The organism is Flavobacterium chungangensis (genome assembly GCF_042654045.1).
GTDB lineage: Bacteria > Bacteroidota > Bacteroidia > Flavobacteriales > Flavobacteriaceae > Flavobacterium > Flavobacterium chungangensis.
This window is the reverse complement of the sequence record NZ_JBHSFY010000007.1, coordinates 251,740-272,757: the sequence shown is the minus strand read 5'-3', so window position 1 is coordinate 272,757 and position 21,018 is coordinate 251,740. Positions and strand designations below refer to the sequence as shown.

The following is a 21,018-nucleotide window of genomic DNA, read 5'->3' as shown; positions in this document are numbered from 1 at the left end:
ACGGCTTTATAATTTAGTTTAATTCTTACAATTTTAAACTTTAATTACACCGTTTTGATTAAAAATATATTTTATTCGTTAATCCTAATTTTGATATCAGCTCAAACGCTTTTCTCGCAGCAAGGCAAAGTGGACAGTTCATTTAACGTTCTAGATGATGGTCAAAATGGAGATGGATTTAATAATACGGTTCGAACGCTTCTCCTTCACAAGGAAGGTACTTTGCTGGTTGGTGGTGATTATTTGAGTTTGAATGGGACAGCCGTCTCGTACCTGACTCGATTAAATCCAAACGGATCTATAGATGAAAGTTTCAATACTGGAACAGGTTTTAATGGTAAGATTTATGTCTCTTGTCTACAAGGCGATGGAAAAATTATTGTTGGAGGAAATTTTACAAGTTATAACGGAATTAAAGCGGGAAGATTAATTCGTTTAAATGAAGACGGTTCTTATGATGCTACTTTTGATACCACAATTGGAGCAGCTACAGGGATTGTATATGATATTGCTTTACAGCAAGATGGTAAAATAATTATAGTTGGAAGCTTTGCAAAATATAATAATAGTACAGTAAACAGAGTAGTACGTTTATTGCCAAACGGAACAATCGATTCTACGTTTCTTACCGGTTCTGGATCTGCCTTAAATGTTACACAAGTAAAAGTTTTATCAGACAAGAGAATCATTCTCACAGGTAATTTTACCACTTTTAATGGCATTTCTGCCAATAGAATAATTCGTTTAAACCCTAATGGCACTTTCGATTCTAGTTTTAATACGGGGGCTGGCTTCAATGATGATGTTAATGCCATTGCCTTACAGTCTGATGGGAAAATGGTTTTGGGTGGTAATTTTACCCTTTTTGATAATGTTGAAGCGAATAGAATTATTCGCTTAAATGAAGACGGAACTAAAGATGAAAGCTTCGCTACTGGTTCAGGTTTTAGTAAAGAAGGAGTTCAGACAATCAGAATTAATAAGAATGGCGATATCATGGTAGGCGGTTCTTTTACTGGACTTTACAATGGAACCGAAGCGATAAGATTAATTTTTCTGCAATCTGATGGTAGCGTAAAACCTAATTTTGATATTGGCACAGGACCTGCTTCTGCATCAGTTCTGGCTTTAGAATTTGATGAAGAAGATTCTTGGTTTGTAGGCGGCTCTTTCGCTGTTTTTAACGGCCAAAATCAAGGAAGGTTAGCAAAAATTAATAGTGAAGGAGAACACGATATTTCCTATTTGGCTTCTGGAGTAGGATTTGATAATTCTGTTTTTAGTATTCTACCCCTTTCAAGTAGAAAGATACTAGTTGGCGGAAATTTTAAAACTTTTAACGGGCTTGCTACTCCCAAAATGGTCTGCTTATTAGAAAACGGAGCAATTGACCCCACTTTTAATGCCACAAATTCTGGAAGTAATAATCTAATTAAAACTACTGTACTTCAAAATGACGGAAAGATTGTTTTAGGAGGGAATTTTACAAAGTACAATGATCTTACTCATAATCGTATGGTTAGAATATTAGCCAATGGAGAAATTGATAATTCATTTAACACTGGCGATGGATTTAATGCACAAGTGTATACCATGGCAATTCAGTCCGATCAAAAAATAATTGTGGCAGGATCATTTACTAAATACAATGCTGTTAGTGCTAATAGAATTGTCCGAATTCTTCCAGACGGAATAAAAGATCCAACTTTTAATATTGGTTTAGGTGCAGACAGTGTAATAGAAAGTCTAGTCGTGCAAGAAGATGGAAAGATATTGGTTGGAGGTCATTTTAAAACCTTCAACAATATGCCTTTTGCAGGTTTGGTAAGGTTAAATCAGGATGGAAGTATTGATGTTAGCTTTAATATACAAGAGGGTTTTGATAAATATGTGTATGCAATGGCACTTCAATCCAATCATAAGATTATTGTCGGAGGTTCTTTTTTGACTTTTAATAAAGTTCCACAAAAACGCATTCTTCGATTAAATAGTGATGGAAGTCTGGATGCTACATTCCAATCAGGCGCTGGCTTTAGTAAAGGAGATGTTCGTGCTATTTTAGTGCAGCCAGACGATAGAATTTTGGTAGGAGGAAGTTTTTCGGGTACATATAATACTATTGCTTCTTCTAGATTGATTCGTTTACTGCCTTCAGGATTGTATGATAATTCTTTTGCGGCGCCATCAAATAATACGCTGTTTACAATGAAATTTGATGAAGATTATAGATTGATAATTGGTGGTAATTTTAATTCTGTTTCTGGCATTTCAAAACATAGAATTGCCCGCTTAAAACTTTGCGTTACTACCACAACTTGGGATGGAGTTTCCTGGTCGAATGGTTATCCTTCTGCGGGAAAAGATGTTTATTTTAAAGAAAGTTTTCCAAACTTAACAACAGCCAATGTTTGTGGATGCAATATTGAACAAGATAAAACGGTTACCTTACTTGAAAAAAACACATTAGGAATCGAGTTTGCTTATACCGGTCAAGGGATACTTGTTTTAGAAGATTCTGCTAGTTTATATCAAGAAGATGATGAGATAGTAAACACAGGAATTGTTCATTTAAAAAGAAAAACAAAACCAGTAATTCGATTTGACCTTACCTATTGGTCTTCACCAGTAGCCGATATGACATTACATGATTTTTCACACGAAACACTTTTTGATAAATATTTCTGGTACGATCCAATTTTAGGATGGAAAACAAACCTTTACGGAAGCATGACTATGACTTCTGGTCGTGGCTACAGCATTAGAGCTCCGCAAAGTTTTCCTACTACAGAGCGAGCAATATTTGAAGGTGTTTTCAAAGGAATTCCAAACAATGGTAAAATAGAAGTTGAGTTGACTGCCCCAGATCGATTTTATTTAGTTGGTAATCCATATCCATGCGCTATAAGTGCAGATGATTTCTTAACAGAAAATGCTCCGAAAACAAAGGGAGCATTATACTTCTGGACACATAATACCCCGCCTAAAATAACAATTCCAGGAACTAATACCTATCGATATACTAATGATGATTATGCAGTTTACAATTTATTGGGAGGTGTTGGCACAAGCTCGGCTTTAAGTTCTGGAGTTAATAATGATGTACCAGATGGTACAATTGCGTCGGGGCAGGCCTTTTTTGTAAAAAGCAATCTAACAGGCGCTTTAGAATTTAGAAATAGTATGAAAGTTCGAGATAGAAATACTTCTTTTTTTCGACCAGTTCCAAACTCACAAGCAAAATCTGTTGCCGAAAAGCATCGGTTTTGGCTAAACATTAAAAACAATGAAAATGAATTTAAACAGATTTTACTAGGATATGCATCAGGCGCTTCAAATTCTTTGGATCTGAATTATGATGCAGAATACTTAAGTTCAGGAATGCCATTGGATTTTTATAGTATAATAGAAAATAAAAAATTAGTAATCCAAGGCCGTGAATTACCTTTTTTAGAAAGCGATTCAATAGCTATAGGTTATAAAACAACAGTTAGTGATAACTTAAAAATTGAAATAGATCATAAAGATGATTTTTTTAATGATAAACCTATTTTTCTAGTCGATAAAAAATTAAATAAAACACATAATATTTCTGAAGGTTTCTATCAATTTGATTCTGAAGCAGGAACCTTTAATGATCGTTTTTCTATAATTTACTGTAATACAACTTTACGAAACAATATTTCTGATAACCTCTGGAAGGATATTTTAGTGTCTGTTAAAAATCACAATATTCATATTGAATCTCTTGCTGAACCAATAAAAGAGGTAGTAATATTTGATGTTTTAGGAAATCTACTGTATAAAAAAGATGAGCTTGAAATCCAAAAAGTCTCCATCGAAAACTTGTTCTCTCCTCATCAGGTTTTATTAGTAAAAGTCATTTTCGAAAATGGAAAGTCGGCTTCAAAAAAAGTCATTTTTTAAAGACTGAATTGAAAACTTGTCTAATTACTTTTTTTTTGCATAATGTATTGATAAACAGTTGGTTGTGTTGTTTTAGTTTTTAAATTAACAGTTTTTTCTTATTTTTTATAATTTATGAGTTTTTAGTGTTAAAATTATGGGTTTAATACTACACAGTGAATTTGTATGTCAATAAAATCGTACCTTGTAGTTGATTTTTGTCGATGAAATGCTTTTTTAATCGATGAAATACTTTTTCTATAAGCCCATGATTTGATTTTTTTTTCAAAAAAAACAGTTTCAAAAACGGTGTTTTATCTGCCTTAAGTTGATTGTAAAATTGGAGCGCTTCATTGATTCTATATTAAAGATTTTGTCTTGTGATATGGCCTTATAGCATCTTTTTTCATTTTGCAATTAATCATGTTTTGAGTTTGAATTTATTTTTCAATTACTAAAATGCCACAAGATGAAAAAAGATTTACTTACTACGCTGGGTCTCTTCAGCTTTTTATCTTTAATAACTTATATTGGGAAACCATTAAAATCAAGTAGAAGATTAAGAATTTTGCTGGTTTTAGTTTTATTAATCTTCTATACCACGTCAAAAGCACAAATCACACATTCAGTTCCTGCTAGTAACCCTTCTTTTCCTCTTCCTGCGGGTATTACTGAAGTTACTGTTGAAGCTTGGGGTGCAGGAGGTGCAGGAGGCGGTGCTTTATTTGGAGGCGGAAATGGAAGAGGTGGTGCCGGTGGAGCTGGAGGAACATATGCAAAAGGAAAAATTACAGGTATAACTGCGCAAACCTTAAATGTTGTGGTTGCGAAAGCGACAGCGGGAGGCCCTGGTAATGGTGCCACAGGAGAATCTTCTTATATAACTGGTTTTACGAGTGTTTTTTTTGCACCTGGAGGTAAAGGAGGAAATGGTAATCCTGCAACTGGGCCAACCCCAGCTATTGTACCTATAACTACAGGAGCAATTGGAGATATAGCAACAGCAAATGGTGGAGCTTCAGGAGCTGGATCAACAACTTTATTAGGTCTGCTTCTTTCATCAGGAAAAGGAGGGGATGCAGGAAATTTGGGAACAAATATGGGAGGAGCTGGTGGACTTGGTTTTGTCAGTGTACTCGGCGCAAATGATCCAGGAAATCCTGGAAAAGAGTTTGGAGGCGGAGGAGCTGGAGGCGCAAGTACTTCAAGTGCACAAAATGGAGGTGCTGGTGCAAGGGGCCAAGTTAACATTACATACACTTGTAAACCGTATAGTTTAACTGGAATATCGGCGCCAAATGTTTGTACAGGAACTACCACACAAGTGCAATTAATAGGGTCAGCGGCTAGTCTGCCGGCTGGTACATACACCGTAACGTACAGTACAAGTCTACCTAATGTGACTGGACTAACAGAAACAATGGTAGTTGGGGCTGCTGGATCTGGAAGTTTTACCGCAAGAGGATTGACTGCTTTAGGAAATAGCACTATTACAGTTACATCTTTAACTTCAGTAGATTGTACCTCATCTATTAGTGCGAATAATGTTGTCAATATCGTAGTTAGTGCTCAGCCGACAATAACTTTAGGCTCAACTACGGCTGTGTGTGAGAGCGCTAGTTTGCAAAATGTAACATTGCCTTATTCAGCAGTTACGAATGCACCAACGACTTACAGCATTACGTGGAATGCGAGTCCGACAAATACCTTTGCAGCAGTTACAAATGCTGCTTTGCCAGCAAATTCAATAAGTATTGCTGTTCCTGCTGGAACTGCTGGTGGGACATATACAGGATCGCTAACGGTTCGCAATGCAGCTGGGTGCGTGTCTGCTGCTCCAACAAATTTTACTATAACTGTGAATCCGTTACCGACAATAACATTAGGAGCTACTACCGCCGTATGCACAAGTACAAGTGCACAAAGCACTACTTTGCCTTACAGTGCTGTTACAAACGCACCAACGACTTACAGCATTACGTGGAATGCTAGTCCGACAAACACTTTTGCAACAGTTACAAATGCTGCATTGCCAGCAAATTCAATTAATATTCCGATACCTGCAAATACTGCGGTGGGAACATACACCGGAACCTTAACGGTTAGAAATGCAAACGGATGCGTATCCGCAGCAAACAATTTTACCATAACTGTAAATCCGTTGCCGACCATAACATTGGGAGCCACTACTGCGGTATGTACAAGTACAAGTGCACAAAGCACTACTTTGCCTTACAGTGCTGTTACAAACGCACCAACGACTTACAGCATTACGTGGAATGCTAGTCCGACAAATACCTTTGCAGCAGTTACTAATGCGACCTTGCCAGCAAATTCAATTAATATCCCGATACCTGCAAATACTGCGGCGGGAACATACACGGGAACCTTAACGGTTAGAAATGCAAACGGATGCGTATCCGCAGCAAACAATTTTACCATAACTGTAAATCCGTTGCCGACCATAACATTGGGAGCCACTACTGCGGTATGTACAAGTACAAGTGCACAAAGCACTACTTTGCCTTACAGTGCTGTTACAAACGCACCAACGACTTACAGTATTACGTGGAATGCTAGTCCGACAAATACCTTTGCAGCAGTTACTAATGCGACCTTGCCAGCAAATTCAATTAATATCCCGATACCTGCAAATACTGCGGCGGGAACATACACGGGAACCTTAACGGTTAGAAATGCAAACGGATGCGTATCCGCAGCAAACAATTTTACCATAACTGTAAATCCGTTGCCGACCATAACATTGGGAGCCACTACCGCGGTATGTACAAGTACAAATGCACAAAGCACTACTTTGCCTTATAGTGCTGTTACAAACGCACCAACGACTTACAGCATTACGTGGAATGCTAGTCCGACAAACACTTTTGCAGCGGTTACAAATGCCGCATTGCCAGCAAATACAATTAATATCCCGATACCTGCAAATACTGCGGCGGGAACATACACCGGAACCTTAACGGTAAGCAATGCAAACGGATGTGTGTCATCAGCAAACAATTTTACCGTTGCTGTAAACCCATTGCCGACCATAACATTGGGAGCTACTACCGCGGTATGTACAAGTACAAATGCACAAAGCACTACTTTGCCTTACAGTGCTGTTACAAATGCACCGACGACTTATAGCATTACGTGGAATGCCAGTCCGGCAAATACTTTCGCAGCAGTTACAAATGCGGCCTTGCCAGCAAACTCAATCAATATCCCGATACCTGCAAATACGGCAGCGGGAACATACACGGGAACCTTAACGGTAAGCAATGCAAACGGATGTGTGTCATCAGCAAACAATTTTACAGTTACCGTAAACCCATTGCCGACCATAACATTAGGTGCTACTGCCGCGGTATGTACAAGTACAAATGCACAAAGCACTACTTTGCCTTATAGTGCTGTTACAAACGCACCAACGACTTACAGTATTACGTGGAATGCGAGTCCGGCAAATACTTTCGCAGCAGTTACAAATGCGGCCTTGCCAGCAAACTCAATCAATATCCCGATACCTGCAAATACGGCAGCGGGAACATACACGGGAACCTTAACGGTAAGCAATGCAAACGGATGTGTGTCATCAGCAAACAATTTTACAGTTACCGTAAACCCATTGCCGACCATAACATTAGGTGCTACTACTGCAGTATGCGCAAGTACAAGTGCACAAAGCACTACTTTGCCTTACAGTGCGGTTACAAATGCACCGACGACATACAGCATTACATGGAATGCAAGTCCGACAAATAACTTTGCACCAGTTACAAATGCTACGTTACAAGCAGGTTCAATTAATATTCCAATACCTGCAAATACGGTGGCGGGAACATACACAGGAACATTAACAGTTTCTAATGCAGCTGGCTGTATTTCGACAGGCAATAATTTTACGATAACAGTTAATTCAGTTCCAACAATTACAACATCCGGGAATTTAATTCCAATTTGTCAAAATGCACTAGAGCAGATAGCTTCTCTACCATATTCTGCTGTAACGGGTTCTCCAGTTACCTATTCTATAGACTGGGCATTATTGAATGATCAAGCAGCTACTGCTTTTTCTTTCGATTCGGGAGGAGGAAATATCAATAATATTATTGTTCCAGCAAATACAGCAGCCGGAAATTACAGTGGAGTAATGACAATTTTTACGTCAAATGGATGTTTGGCAACTCAAGCCATTTCTTTAACGATTAATGCCGTTCCCACAATAAGTACTGCAGGGGTTTTTACTCCAGTTTGTCAAAGTTCATCAGCGCAGACGACTACTTTAAGTTATAATTCTACTACGGGTTCTCCAGTTAGTTATGAAATCGATTGGATTGCATTGACAGATCAAGGAGCGACACCGTTTCCTTTTAGTTCTGGATCAGGAGATATTATAAATGTGAATGTTCCGGCAAATACGACAGAAGGTACTTACAATGGTATAATGACCATTACAACATCAAATGGGTGTCCTTCTACTCAAAATGTTTCTTTAACTGTAAATGCAATTTCAGTTGCGCCAACTGCTTCAGTAACACAACAGCCAAGCTGTATCAATAATACGGGTGTTATCACGGTTACTTCGCCTGCATCTGGAACAGGATATACGTATAGTGTTGATGGAATAGATTTTAGTAATACTTCGGGAATATTTACAGGTTTGTCTTCTGGAGGTTACAATGTGCAAGTGAGAAATAATACATCGGGCTGCGAATCAGAAGTAACACCAATTACAATAAATGCTTTTGTTACTAAAGTATGGAATGGAATTGCGAGCGCCAATTGGGGTGATCCTGCAAATTGGACTCCAGCAGGAGTTCCTATTGCTTCCGACTGTATAGACATTCCGGATGTAGGTGTTGATCCTATTATTTCTGGAACCAACGGAAGTTTTTTTGCGAGTAGATTAACGATTGAAAATAATGGATCATTAATTGTAGAAGAAACAAATTCTTTAACGGTGACAAATGAAGTCAGTGTATTAGGTAATGGGGTTTTGATTTTTGAAAATAATTCAAGTTTGGTTCAGGTTGCCGATGTTAGTAATACTGGAAATATAACTTATATAAGAAAAACACCTGTACGACGATTTGATCTTACCTATTGGTCTTCTCCCGTTGCAGATATTACCATGAATGAATTTTCGTCAGAAACGCTATTCGATAAGTATTTTTATTGGACTTCCGATTTTAAATGGGCAACCAATTTGTACGGTACAATGACAATGGAACCAGGAAGAGGTTATAGTATTAGAGGTCCACAGTCTTTTCAGACGGGAACGCCAAGTGTTTTTACAGGCGAATTTGTTGGGGTGCCAAACAATGGAACAATCCAAGGTCCTGTAGCGGGCCCCGAAAAGTTTTGTTTTTTTGGAAATCCATATCCTTCAGCAATTTATGCAGATGAGTTTATTCATGATAATGCTGCTAATTTTTATGGTACGCTGTATTTTTGGACACATAATACACCACCTAGAATAACTGTGCCAGGAGGTAATACCTATACTTATACAAACGATGATTATGCCATTTATAATTTATCTGGAGATACTACAGTTGGCAATTTAACTGGTATTGGTGCGCCATCGCCTGGAAATCAAGAGCCATTAAAAGGTTATATTGCTGCTGGGCAAGGTTTTTTTGCAAAAGCAAGAACAGGACAAAGAGGTGTTTTTACAAATTCGATGAGAGTTCCTAATTCTAATAGTCAGTTTTATAAATCTGCGAAAACAGAGGTTGTTGAAAAACATCGTGTCTGGTTAAATTTTACAAATACAGAAGGAGCTTTTAAACAATTGCTTGTCGGATACATAACGGGAGCAACAAACTTGTTTGATTTTAATTACGATGCCGTAACAATGAATGCAAATCCTTATGTTGATTTTTATAGTATCAATGACGGTAAAAAATTAGTTATTCAAGGGCGAGCTGTGCCTTTTGTTGTAACAGATACAATTCCGTTAGGGTATAAATCTACTATTAAAGAAGGTGCTTTTACAATTGCCATAGATCATACTGATGGAGATTTGGCCAATAAGGATATATTTTTGCACGATAAGGTAACAAACACGGTACATAACCTTAAATCTGGAGGATATACCTTTATCTCTGCGCCAGGAACTTTTCTAGACCGATTTGTATTGCGTTATACAAATCCAAATGGTGGTAAACCTCTAGGAAACGCAGATTTTGAGAATCAAGATAAGAGAGTTTTTGTTTCAGTTAAAGATAAAAATATCAGATTGCAATCTATGCCTGAGCAGGAAAATCTAGACGAAGTCGCTATTTATGATGTGGGAGGCAAATTGTTATATCGTAAAAAACAAATAGAAAGTAAAGAATGGCTCATACCAAATTTTCAATCTGGCCCTCAAGTATTATTGGTTAAAATCACTTTAGATAATGGAAATACGGTGACAAGAAAAATAGTCTTTAGATAAATAAAAAAGCGGTTGAGTCTTAAATTCTCAACCGTTTTTTTTTTATTAGGCAGTACGCTGTAAATTTTGATGCGTATTGGTAATCGCCTTTTCGTTTTTATAGTCAATCCATTTTTGGCCTTGAATTTTTCGCATCATAATATCAAAATGGCGCATAATAAAAACATTGTATGCTGCTTTGGATAAATTGACAATGTTTTTTGGAAACGATCTCAAACTCATAGAAAATCCTGGCGTTAGATATTTCATATAATGCCAATATCCTTCGGGCATATAAAGCATTTCTCCATGTTTTAGATTGGTAATATAGCCTTCGGCATTTTGGAGTGCCGGAAATTTTTCATAATCTGGATGGTCAAAATCTATATCTTCTCTCGAAATTAATGCGTGAGGAACTTTATACATAAATTTTGATTGGCTAGGAGGGAAAATCATACATTGTTTTTCTCCGTGAAAATGAAAATGAAGAATATTCGAATAGTCAATATCATAATGCATAAATACTTTCGAATTTTCACCGCCAAAAAACAACATCGGCATTTGCTTGACTAATTTTAAACCAATTTCTGGCCATAAAAAGTCGTTTTTTAACGAAGGAACCTGTTTCATTAAGTTGTAAAGAAAAATACGATAATTGGTAGGTTTTTCTTGTAATAACTCGATGTAATCGCTCATTTTCATTGTGGTGTGCGCTTCGTTGAATCCGTCTTCGTGATTTACAGGTCTGTCGTCGTATAATGGAACGACCAAATCTCCTGCGATTTCTTTCATATAAGATAATTTCCATTTGTTATAAGCTGGCCAATCTTCGGTCAATTCTTCGATAACAACAGGAATTTGTTTTTTTACATATTGGGAAACAAACTCTTCTTTTGAGATTTTTTTTACCCTTTCAATTTGTTTTAACTTCATTTTTATAAATAAAAAAATTGCTTATAACTCTCTGCTATAAGCAATTTAAAAATATTTATTGAGAATTAATATCTCTTTTGACTAAAATTTTTAATCTAATCGATGCTCAAAAGATGCATTTAAAAAAGGTATTTTCCGTAAATTTTTGCAGCAGTTTTAGATTAATCGGCTGCATATTTGTTGTTCCAATACAGCATCATCATTAAAGTAACAATTACAGAAGAAGCAATTCCTTCAAATAATAAACAAATACAATAAGTTGGCACTGATGGATTTCCTCCAAACATAAAAGTTTCAGATAGAGTTCTTACGTAAGCATCTCCGCCTCGAGCGTAACTATAAACTAATAAGCCAAATACACTCATAGATACACCAACCACAGAAGTGGTCATTGCAGAAATAGCATTCGATAGAAAATTGGTTTCTCCTTCCTGTAGGTTCATCTGCATTGTCCTGTTAACACCGTAGAATATAAAGAAAACGTTTAGTGTTCTCAGATAAAACAAATCTGCTAAACCTAGTACATTCATTAATAAAAAATAAATGCCAATTCCGAGGAAAATCAAAAACCCGTTGGTAATTTCTTTAGGTAATTTCATAGTGGTTATTTTTTAGAAGTTAATAGTAAATATTTGAAAAACAGTGTTCTATCAAATTTACTAAAAAAATAACTACGATGATTTAAAAACGGTAAAAACTATACAGTCTGATTTTTTAGAGAAGAATCTATAAAAGCCAAAGAATCAATTTTATCCTGATGAAGCTGTGCTTTTAAGGCATCTACCGAACTGAATTTCTGCTCATCGCGAATGTAATGAAGCAAAGAAACTTCGATGTTTTGATCGTAAATGTCTTTATCAAAATTAAACAAGTGAACTTCGATGGTTTGCTTTTCGCCATTAACCGTTGGATTAAATCCAATATTCATCATGCCAAAAAGACTTTCGTTATTTATGGTAGCTTTTACAACATAGACACCAATTTTTGGTATTAGTTTGTAATCTTCTTCAATGTTAATGTTAGCTGTAGGAAATCCAATTGTTCGTCCCAATTGTTTTCCTTTAACAATAGTTCCATTCAAGAAATAGTTATAACCTAAATACTCGTTGGCCAAAGCCATGTTTCCTTCATTTAAAGCATTTCTAATTTTGGTCGAACTCACCGAAACATCTTGGATTTCTTCTGCAGAAATTTGCTCAACTTCAAATCCGTATTCTATTCCAAAAGCAATTAAATCATCAATATTGGCAGTTCTATTACGGCCAAAACGGTGATCATGCCCAATAATAATTTTTTGAATCTGAAATTTCTCCACCAAAATAGTACGAACAAATTCTTCTGCTGTAAGTCTAGAAAAACTTTCATTAAAAGGATGGACAATTAAGTTCTCAATACCTGTCGCTTCCAAAAGTTTTATTTTTTCGCCAATAGTATTCAGTAATCTGATTTCAGATTTTTCTTGAAGAACCATTCGGGGATGCGGAAAAAAGGTAAGAACCAGGCTTTCATATTTCCCATTTTCAGTATTCTCAGTAATTCGTTTTAGAATTTTTTTATGACCAATATGCACACCATCAAAGGTACCAAGAGTTAAGATAGTTTTCTTGGTTGACTGAAAATCGTTTATAGAATGAAAGAGCTTCAAAACAAATTATTTAAGATGCTGCAAATTTATACTATTCTGTTTTAAATTTAATACTATGCCAAATCGAATTTTAACGCATAATCTATCTTTTTGTAAAAATTTGCCAACTCGTCGACGAAAAAGCAATAATTGTCGGATAGATAATATGATTTCAAATTAATTAAAGTAATTTTGATATTATATTTTGAGGGTATGAAAAAACAACTACTTTATATATTTTTAATTTTTTGTTTTGCCAATGCTAATGCACAGGATGCTTTATGGCAAAAAGTAACTTCTTCATCGCTTTCAAGAAAGGCAGGTGGAACAAGTTCTAATAAATTATATTATAAGCTAAACGCCAATCTTCTTAGTTCTAAGCTAGTTTCTGCATCCAGTAAAACGGCAAAAAGTACGGCATCAGAAATTACAATTCCAAATACTGATGGAAATTTAGAACGTTTTGAGGTTTGGGAATCATCTAATTTTGATCCAGAATTACAGTCAAAGTATCCGCAAATTAGATCTTATCAAGGTCGCGGATTAGACGATAAAAGTGCAAAAGTATATTTTAGTGTTGCTCCAATCGGCATACAGACAATGGTTTTTAGAACTGAAAAACCAACTGAATATATGGAACAAAATCCTGATAACAAATCAGAATATGTTTTGTTTAAGTCGGCAGATAATGCAGATTCAAGAGCGCTTTTGAATTGTAAAACAATCCATTCGATTTCTGAAAATAAATCTTCGACTACTGCAAAAACAACTTCTAGCGCCAAACAATTTAAAACACTTCGATTGGCATTATCTTGTACAGGTGAGTACGCAGCCTATTTTGGCGGTACAAAAGAAGGCGCTTTAGCGGGAATGAATGCTACTTTAACTCGCGTAAATGGCGTTTTTAATAGAGACCTTGCTGTAGAACTAATTTTAATTGCCAATAATGATGCTGTTGTTTATACAGATGCTGCTGCAGATCCTTATTCTATTCCTAGAATAGGTGCTGCTAATGATAATCCTACTTGGCCGAAACAAGTTCAGACAACATTGACTAGCGTTATTGGTGAGGCTAATTACGATATTGGCCATTTATTTGGAGGTTCTGGAGGAGGCGGACTTGCTAGTTGTATTGGCTGTGTATGCGATAGTCCAACTCCTAGCAATTCTGTTGGAAAGGGTAGTGCTTATACCTCTCCAGCAGATGGAAAACCAGAAGGAGATAATTTTGATATTGATTTTGTTGCTCACGAAATGGGGCACCAACTTGGGGCAACGCATACTTTTTCACATGCAAATGAAGGATTGGGGGCATGCTACGAACCGGGAAGCGGCTCTACGATTATGGGATACGCTGGTGTAACAGATGGCTATAATGTTCAGGATCATTCTGACTCTTATTTTTCTTTTGCAAGCATCAATCAGATACAGAATAATTTGGCTGGAAAAACGTGCCCAGTTTCAACACCTATAGTCGATAATAATCCGCCTGTTATAAATGCTGGACCAGATTACACCATTCCAATTAGTACGCCATTTATTTTAACCGGAACGGGTTCTGATCCTGAAGGTAATACGATAACCTATACTTGGGAGCAATATGATAGTGCAACAACGGCTTTTGGAAATAATAGTTTCCCTTCTCCAACAAAACGAGATGGGCCAATGTTTAGATCTTTTACGCCCACAACATCGCCAGTCCGTTATATGCCTGCTCTTAATTCAGTGCTAAATAATCAGCTGACTACAACTTGGGAATCTGTTTCTTCTATTGGAAAAACAATGAATTTTACCCTTACGGGAAGAGACAATGCGGTACAAGGAAAAGGACAAACCTATACAGATGCGATGGTTGTAACGGTAACTGCTGCAGCTGGGCCATTTGCCGTAACTTCACAAAAAGAAGGCGATATCGCATGGGCAAAAGAATCTGCACAAACTATAACTTGGAGCGTAAATAATACAAATACACTTTCAGGATCGTCAAACGTGAATATAAAATTATCTCTAGATGGCGGATTAACATTCCCCATTGTTTTAGCAAGCAATACTCCAAATGATGGAACAGAAACTATCTTAGTTCCGTCAGAAATTGAAGCTTCTACAACTTGCCGACTTTTAATAGAGCCAGTTGGTAATATTTATTATGCTGTCAACAGTACTCCTTTTGCTATAGGATACACCGTTTCTACATCTTGCGCATCTTATAATTTTGGAGGCGGATATTCGACAGGAGATAATGTTTATGTGAATAGAACGGTTTCTGTGCCCGCTTCTTCTGGATCTATTTCAGATGTCAACGTTTCGGTAAATGTAACGCATGATAGATTTTCAGATTTGACTATGGAAATCGTAAGCCCAAAAGGAACAGTTGTAACTTTATTCAATAAAAATTGCGCTAACACAAAATCAACTTTTGCTTTACAATTTGATGATAGCGGATCTGCATTAAACTGCGGTACAACGACAAGTCAAATCGTGATTCCGTCAACTTTATTAAGTGCTTTTAACGGAGAAAATTCACAAGGCACATGGACTTTTAGAGTTATTGATAGTGAGGTTGGGATGACAGGAACTATTAACTCTGCTTCGGTAAATATTTGTAATAGAACTTACACTTTAGGAAACGATGACTTTGAGAATGTTGACTTTGTTGCCTATCCAAATCCCAATAAAGGAAGTTTTACAGTACAATTTAGTAGAGATTCAGTAAGCGAGATTAAAGTTTACGTTAATGATATTGTAGGGAAATATGTTTACGAAAGAACTTTTCAAGGTTCAGGATATTTCATCCAAGACATTCAATTGCCAAATGTGCCTTCAGGACTTTATTTCTTGACGGTTACAGATGGGGAGAGAAAAGTAGTGAAGAAGATATTAGTAAACTAAATTTTTGGAAATAGCTTAATGGGCCATCGCCATACAAATCATACTGATTTTTACGCCAGGAATTTTTGATAAAGCTAGCGAACAAGCTTCAATTGTTGCTCCAGTTGTGAGTACGTCATCAACAATTAAGAAATGTTTGTCGTAATCGGCTTCAGTAAATTCAACGTCAAAAATGTTTTCGATATTTTCCGATCTTCCCAAAAGATTCTTTTTGGATTGTGTTTTAGAATATATCTTTCGAATTAAAATATTTTCCTCAAAGGGAATTTCAAAACCAGATGCTATTGCTTTTCCAAAAGTAGTAACCTGATTGTAGCCACGTTCCTTAAATTTTCTTTTATGAAGTGGAACCGGGATAACCGCATCAAAAGGAATTTCAAGTAGGAGTTCTTTTAAATCTTCAACATACCAGCTTCCCAATACAGTGCCAATTTCTTGATGGCCTTTGTATTTTAAATTATGAATTAATTCTTGAACCATTCCCTTTTTATTAAAATACAAAAATGTAGCGGCAAATTGAATATCGATCTTGCCATAAAACTTTTTTATGGCCTCATTTTTTGGATCTAAATGATATTGAGTAAGAGGCATTTCATGTCGGCAAATTGTACAGAAAACCGTTTCGTTTTGAAGTAAAAGAGCGCGGCATCCACTACAGACTTTAGGAAAAAAAAGGTTAATAAGATAATGAAACACAGTTGGATGGTTTAGTTTTAAAAGAGAAATAATTTTTAGTGTAGTGAGAGTTTTGTTAAAGCGATAAAATACTACCGACTTTTGAATAAATATAATTGAAATAATAATTTTAATCAAAATATTTTTACAATAAAAAGTTTTTTTGGTTTTTAAAGACTTAAGCAATTTAATTTTAAAGACACTGAATCAATACTTTATATGAAAAATAGCTGCCAAACTTGCTGTGTGATTTTAACTATAATCATTTTTTTAGTTTTTGAAACTCACACCATTGCTCAAAAAAAGGGAACCGTAAACAAAACTTATTTTAAAAATGGACTAGTTGCGAGAGAGTTTTATTTGGGAGCAGATCAAATGCTGGATAGTATTAAAACCTATCATATTGTTGGAGGACTGGATGAAAGATTTTATTTTGATGAAAACAGTCAGATGAATGGTCTTTGTCAAAAGTTTTCAAGCGATGGAAAGTTAAAAACCACATGGCTTTTTAAAAAAGGAATTTTGATTAAAAGAACTGATTTTTTTAAAGAGGATAATCTCAAAAATAAAGTGAAAGTCGAAGAAAACTATGCGATTATTGTTAAAAATAATGAATTATTAAAATCAGATCCTAATAATTACGGACTACTTTATGGCAGAGCAGCAAGCCGTACTTATCTTGAGGATAATGTATTGGCAGAGTTTGATTTTTTAGGATTTAAAGCGCATCTAGAAAATCTTAAAGCAAGTCCAAATGCTGCACAATTTCCCAGATTAAATCAGGATTTGGCTGAAATTTACAGTAGGCTTTCTACCATTTATTCCAGATTTGAAAACGATAATCTTAGTGTTGATTACAGGCTAAAGGCAATTCAGATTGATCCGGAAGAAACAAGACATTATTTTAATCTAGGAGCTTATCTAGCAACAGAAGTTCATGATTATCGATTGGCAATTTATTATTTGGACGAAGTGGAGCGCAGATTTCCAAATCATAATTTTGCGCACTGGGTTTTAGGCTATACATATTTGGAATTGAAGCAGTATGATAAAGCAGTAGAAAATATAAATATTGCTTTTAAAAATGAAGCGAATCTATATGAAAATGGATACGGAACAGAAGAGAGTGATTTAAGAACAATAAGAGGGCTGGCTTATCATAAATTAGGAAAGACCGATTTGGGAATTGCAGATTTGAATGAAGCTTTACGAATTAATGAAAAAAACTCTGTAGCAAATAAATATCTTGGAATAGTATATGATGATCTAGGGAAGTCGCAAAAAGCTTGCGATTATTTTCAGAAAGCACGTGATTTGGGCTATGAAAAAAAATACTTTAACAAAGAACTAGAAAGCCTTATTAAGAAAGCATGCAACGAGGATCAAAATAAAATTACCACCATTGCACCAAAAGACTTGCCCTACATAGCACCTAATCCTGCAGAAAATAAGATTGAGGTATTTAATTATCCCTATACTAATTTTACTTACGAAATATATAACGTACAATCTCAAAAATTACGCCAGGGAATTTCAAACAACAGAACCATAGAAGTTTCAGGATTATCAGCTGGTTTGTATATTCTTACTATTAGCAACCAAGATAAATCAGAAACTTTTAAACTGATTAAAAAATAGGGTTTTAGAAAGAAAAGGGAAGTAATTATCGTTCTAGTCTATAGAATAAAACATGATTTTCTATTTTCAGATAGAAAATCGGGCAATCTTCGGCTATTTTTCTTTTTTTTAAATTCACTTTTCATATTTTTGCATCACTATGGCAAAACAAGAAGATATATTTAAGAATGTGGTTTCGCACGCAAAAGAGTACGGATTTATTTTTCCGTCAAGCGAAGTTTACGATGGTTTAAGTGCTGTATATGATTACGCACAAAACGGTGTCGAATTGAAAAAGAATATCCGTGAATATTGGTGGAAATCAATGGTTCAGATGAATGAAAATATTGTCGGCCTTGATGCTGCAATACTGATGCATCCAACAACTTGGAAAGCTTCTGGCCACGTTGATGCATTCAATGATCCATTAATTGATAATAAAGATTCTAAAAAGAGATATAGAGCTGACGTTTTGGTTGAAGACCATGCTGAAAAAATTCACCAAAAAGCACAAAAAGAAATTGACAAAGCAAAAGCTCGTTTTGGCGATGCATTCAACGAACAAGAGTTTGTAACTACAAACGCTCGTGTAATTGAATATTTGGCTAAAGAAAAAGAAATTAGAGAGCGTTTAGGTCGTTCTTTAGGAAACGGAGATTTGGCTGATGTTAAAGCTTTGATCGAAGAACTAGAAATTGCTGATCCTGAAACGGGTTCTAAAAACTGGACAGAGGTAAAACAATTTAACTTGATGTTTGGAACAAAATTAGGTGCATCTGCAGAAAACGCAATGGATTTATATTTACGTCCAGAAACGGCTCAAGGTATTTTTGTGAACTTCTTAAATGTTCAGAAATCGGGTCGTATGAAAGTTCCTTTTGGAATTGCTCAAACGGGTAAAGCATTTAGAAATGAAATTGTAGCAAGACAATTTATTTTCCGTATGCGTGAGTTCGAACAAATGGAAATGCAATTTTTTGTACGTCCAGGAGAAGAAATGAAATCATACGAATACTGGAAAGAAACGCGTCTAAAATGGCATTTATCTTTAGGATTAGGAAAAGAAAATTACCGTTTTCACGATCACGAAAAATTAGCGCACTACGCAAATGCAGCTGCTGATATCGAATTTAATTTCCCATTTGGATTTAAAGAATTGGAAGGAATTCACTCTCGTACCGATTTCGATTTGAAAGCACACGAAGAATATTCTGGAAGAAAATTACAATACTTCGATCCTGAATTAAACGAAAACTATGTTCCTTACGTAGTAGAAACTTCTGTTGGTTTAGATCGTATGTTCTTGGCTGTTTTTGCCACTTCATTAAAAGAAGAAACATTAGAAGACGGTTCTACAAGAACAGTTTTAAAATTGCCAGCCGTTTTAGCGCCAACTAAAGCAGCAGTATTGCCATTGGTTAAAAAAGATGGCTTACCAGAAGTTTCAAGAAAAATCATTGAAGATTTGAAATGGGATTTTAATGTGGCTTATGATGAAAAAGATGCTGTAGGACGTCGTTACAGAAGACAAGATGCTTTAGGAACGCCTTTCTGTATTACAGTAGATCATCAAACACTTGAAGACGAAACAGTAACAATTCGTCATAGAGATACAATGAAACAAGATCGTGTAAAAATTACTGAATTAAGAGGTATTATCGAAAACGAAGTTTCGATGAAAAACTGGTTAATGAAAATGTAATCTTTACAGTTTAGTATAGAAATCCCAAATTCCACAAAGGAATTTGGGATTTTTGATTTTAGAAAGGAGGTATTTTATCGGCTTTTTTTGCATTTTATCCTTATGTATTAACATTTGAGATTAATGTGTTAACAATGAAGTGTTTAAAATGTTTAAATCCGTAATTTTAAATTTGTAATACCGTCAAGAGCAATTTTTTTCTTCATTACATCAAATAAAAGCGATTTTTTGATTATGATTGCGTAGTGAGAAAACCAACAAAAACCGAAATTGAAAAAGTATTCGTATATTATAATTGATGATGACGCTGAGAGTATTTTGAAAACTCAAACAACCGCTTCAGGTTTTTCAGAATTATCTTTTATAGCATCGGCATCCAATTTTAAAGACGGTTTAAATTTGGTTTTAGAGCACCAGCCGGCTTTGATTTTTCTTGAAATAGAGCCCCAAAATGCTGCGAGTCATTTGTCTTTGACTTTTATTAGCGAGCTTCATCGTTTTTTGCAGCAGATTCCCAAAATTATTATCACCACAAAACAAAAAGACAAAGCTTTTGATGCTATTCAATATAGCGTTTTTGATTATCTCTTAAAGCCAATTCTATCAAACGATCTTTTAAAAACAATTTTAAAACTCAATAGAGCCAATTTAGAGACGCAAATTGCTCCGTTTAGGGAAGAGCCTTCTTCTATTATTGAAAATCAAATAACGATTCCGCAAAACATTCAAAAACCATTAACGATTTGTATAAAATCATATGGCGATTATCGGTATTTAAATGCAGAAGATATTTGTTATTTCCAAGCCGATAATAACTCGACAGATATTTATTTAAATACTGGCGAAATGATTACGGCGTTTAAAACTTTAAAGCATTTTGAAAGTGTTTTGACATACCCTTTTATCCGTATTCATAACAGTTATGTAATTAATCGAAATTACATTTCAAGGATTCATAGCGGAAACTCAATCTGTTACATAAAAAACTCCACTAAAAAGATTCCTTTTTCTAAAACCTATAGAGGAAATGTAGAGCAGATTATTGCCGATTTTGCAGCAGGAAATTACCTAGAAGTCTAAAAATTAGACGATTACATTAATTTGCTATGCATTGACTATCAATTGGGTACGATCTACCACAAACTCATTTTTTTGTATAAATTTTTTTCGACCTCAGTATTAGTTTTACACTCTGATTCGCAACAATCAACGAATCATCTCCAAAAAAAAATAATACAAACATTAAAACCT

At 35.4% G+C, this 21,018-nt stretch carries 10 protein-coding genes; 6 read left to right on the top strand and 4 right to left on the bottom strand.

Annotation, left to right across the window (positions count from 1 at the left end):
• Window positions 1–90 precede the first annotated feature (90 nt).
• A complete protein-coding gene (locus ACFO3N_RS13680) occupies window positions 91–3,924 on the top strand; it encodes a T9SS sorting signal type C domain-containing protein (protein WP_379798548.1) in 3,834 nt (1,277 codons plus the stop codon).
• A 448-nt stretch (window positions 3,925–4,372) separates the two neighbouring features.
• A complete protein-coding gene (locus tag ACFO3N_RS13675) occupies window positions 4,373–10,348 on the top strand; it encodes a T9SS sorting signal type C domain-containing protein (RefSeq protein ID WP_379798546.1) in 5,976 nt (1,991 codons plus the stop codon).
• 45 nt (window positions 10,349–10,393) lie between these two features.
• Here the strand turns inward: ACFO3N_RS13675 and ACFO3N_RS13670 are convergent, their stop codons facing one another.
• From ACFO3N_RS13670 to ACFO3N_RS13660, 3 genes are all read right to left on the bottom strand, one after another.
• Window positions 10,394–11,260, bottom strand: a complete 867-nt coding sequence (locus ACFO3N_RS13670; protein ID WP_379798544.1) for a cupin-like domain-containing protein — start codon at window positions 11,258–11,260, stop codon at window positions 10,394–10,396.
• Between the two features lie 161 nt (window positions 11,261–11,421).
• A complete protein-coding gene (locus ACFO3N_RS13665) occupies window positions 11,422–11,859 on the bottom strand; it encodes a hypothetical protein (protein ID WP_250834827.1) in 438 nt (145 codons plus the stop codon).
• Between the two features lie 98 nt (window positions 11,860–11,957).
• A complete protein-coding gene (locus ACFO3N_RS13660; protein WP_379798542.1) occupies window positions 11,958–12,905 on the bottom strand; it encodes a bifunctional riboflavin kinase/FAD synthetase in 948 nt (315 codons plus the stop codon).
• A gap of 192 nt (window positions 12,906–13,097) precedes the next feature.
• Between ACFO3N_RS13660 and ACFO3N_RS13655 the strand changes: the two genes are divergently transcribed.
• On the top strand, window positions 13,098–15,773 hold the full coding sequence (locus ACFO3N_RS13655) for a zinc-dependent metalloprotease (protein WP_379798540.1): 2,676 nt from the start codon (window positions 13,098–13,100) through the stop codon (window positions 15,771–15,773).
• A 15-nt stretch (window positions 15,774–15,788) separates the two neighbouring features.
• Here the strand turns inward: ACFO3N_RS13655 and ACFO3N_RS13650 are convergent, their stop codons facing one another.
• Entirely contained in the window at window positions 15,789–16,364 is a 576-nt protein-coding gene (locus ACFO3N_RS13650; protein ID WP_379798538.1) for a ComF family protein, read from the bottom strand.
• A gap of 303 nt (window positions 16,365–16,667) precedes the next feature.
• Here ACFO3N_RS13650 and ACFO3N_RS13645 point away from each other — a divergent pair, with 303 nt between their 5' ends.
• From ACFO3N_RS13645 to ACFO3N_RS13635, 3 genes are all read left to right on the top strand, one after another.
• Window positions 16,668–18,086 (top strand): T9SS type A sorting domain-containing protein, encoded by a 1,419-nt coding sequence (locus ACFO3N_RS13645; RefSeq protein WP_379798536.1) that lies wholly within the window; start codon window positions 16,668–16,670, stop codon window positions 18,084–18,086.
• Between the two features lie 139 nt (window positions 18,087–18,225).
• Entirely contained in the window at window positions 18,226–19,767 is a 1,542-nt protein-coding gene (locus ACFO3N_RS13640) for a glycine--tRNA ligase (protein ID WP_250834831.1), read from the top strand.
• Window positions 19,768–20,037: 270 nt separating this feature from the next.
• Window positions 20,038–20,847 (top strand): LytR/AlgR family response regulator transcription factor, encoded by an 810-nt coding sequence (locus ACFO3N_RS13635; RefSeq protein ID WP_379798534.1) that lies wholly within the window; start codon window positions 20,038–20,040, stop codon window positions 20,845–20,847.
• The last annotated feature ends 171 nt before the right edge of the window (window positions 20,848–21,018 follow it).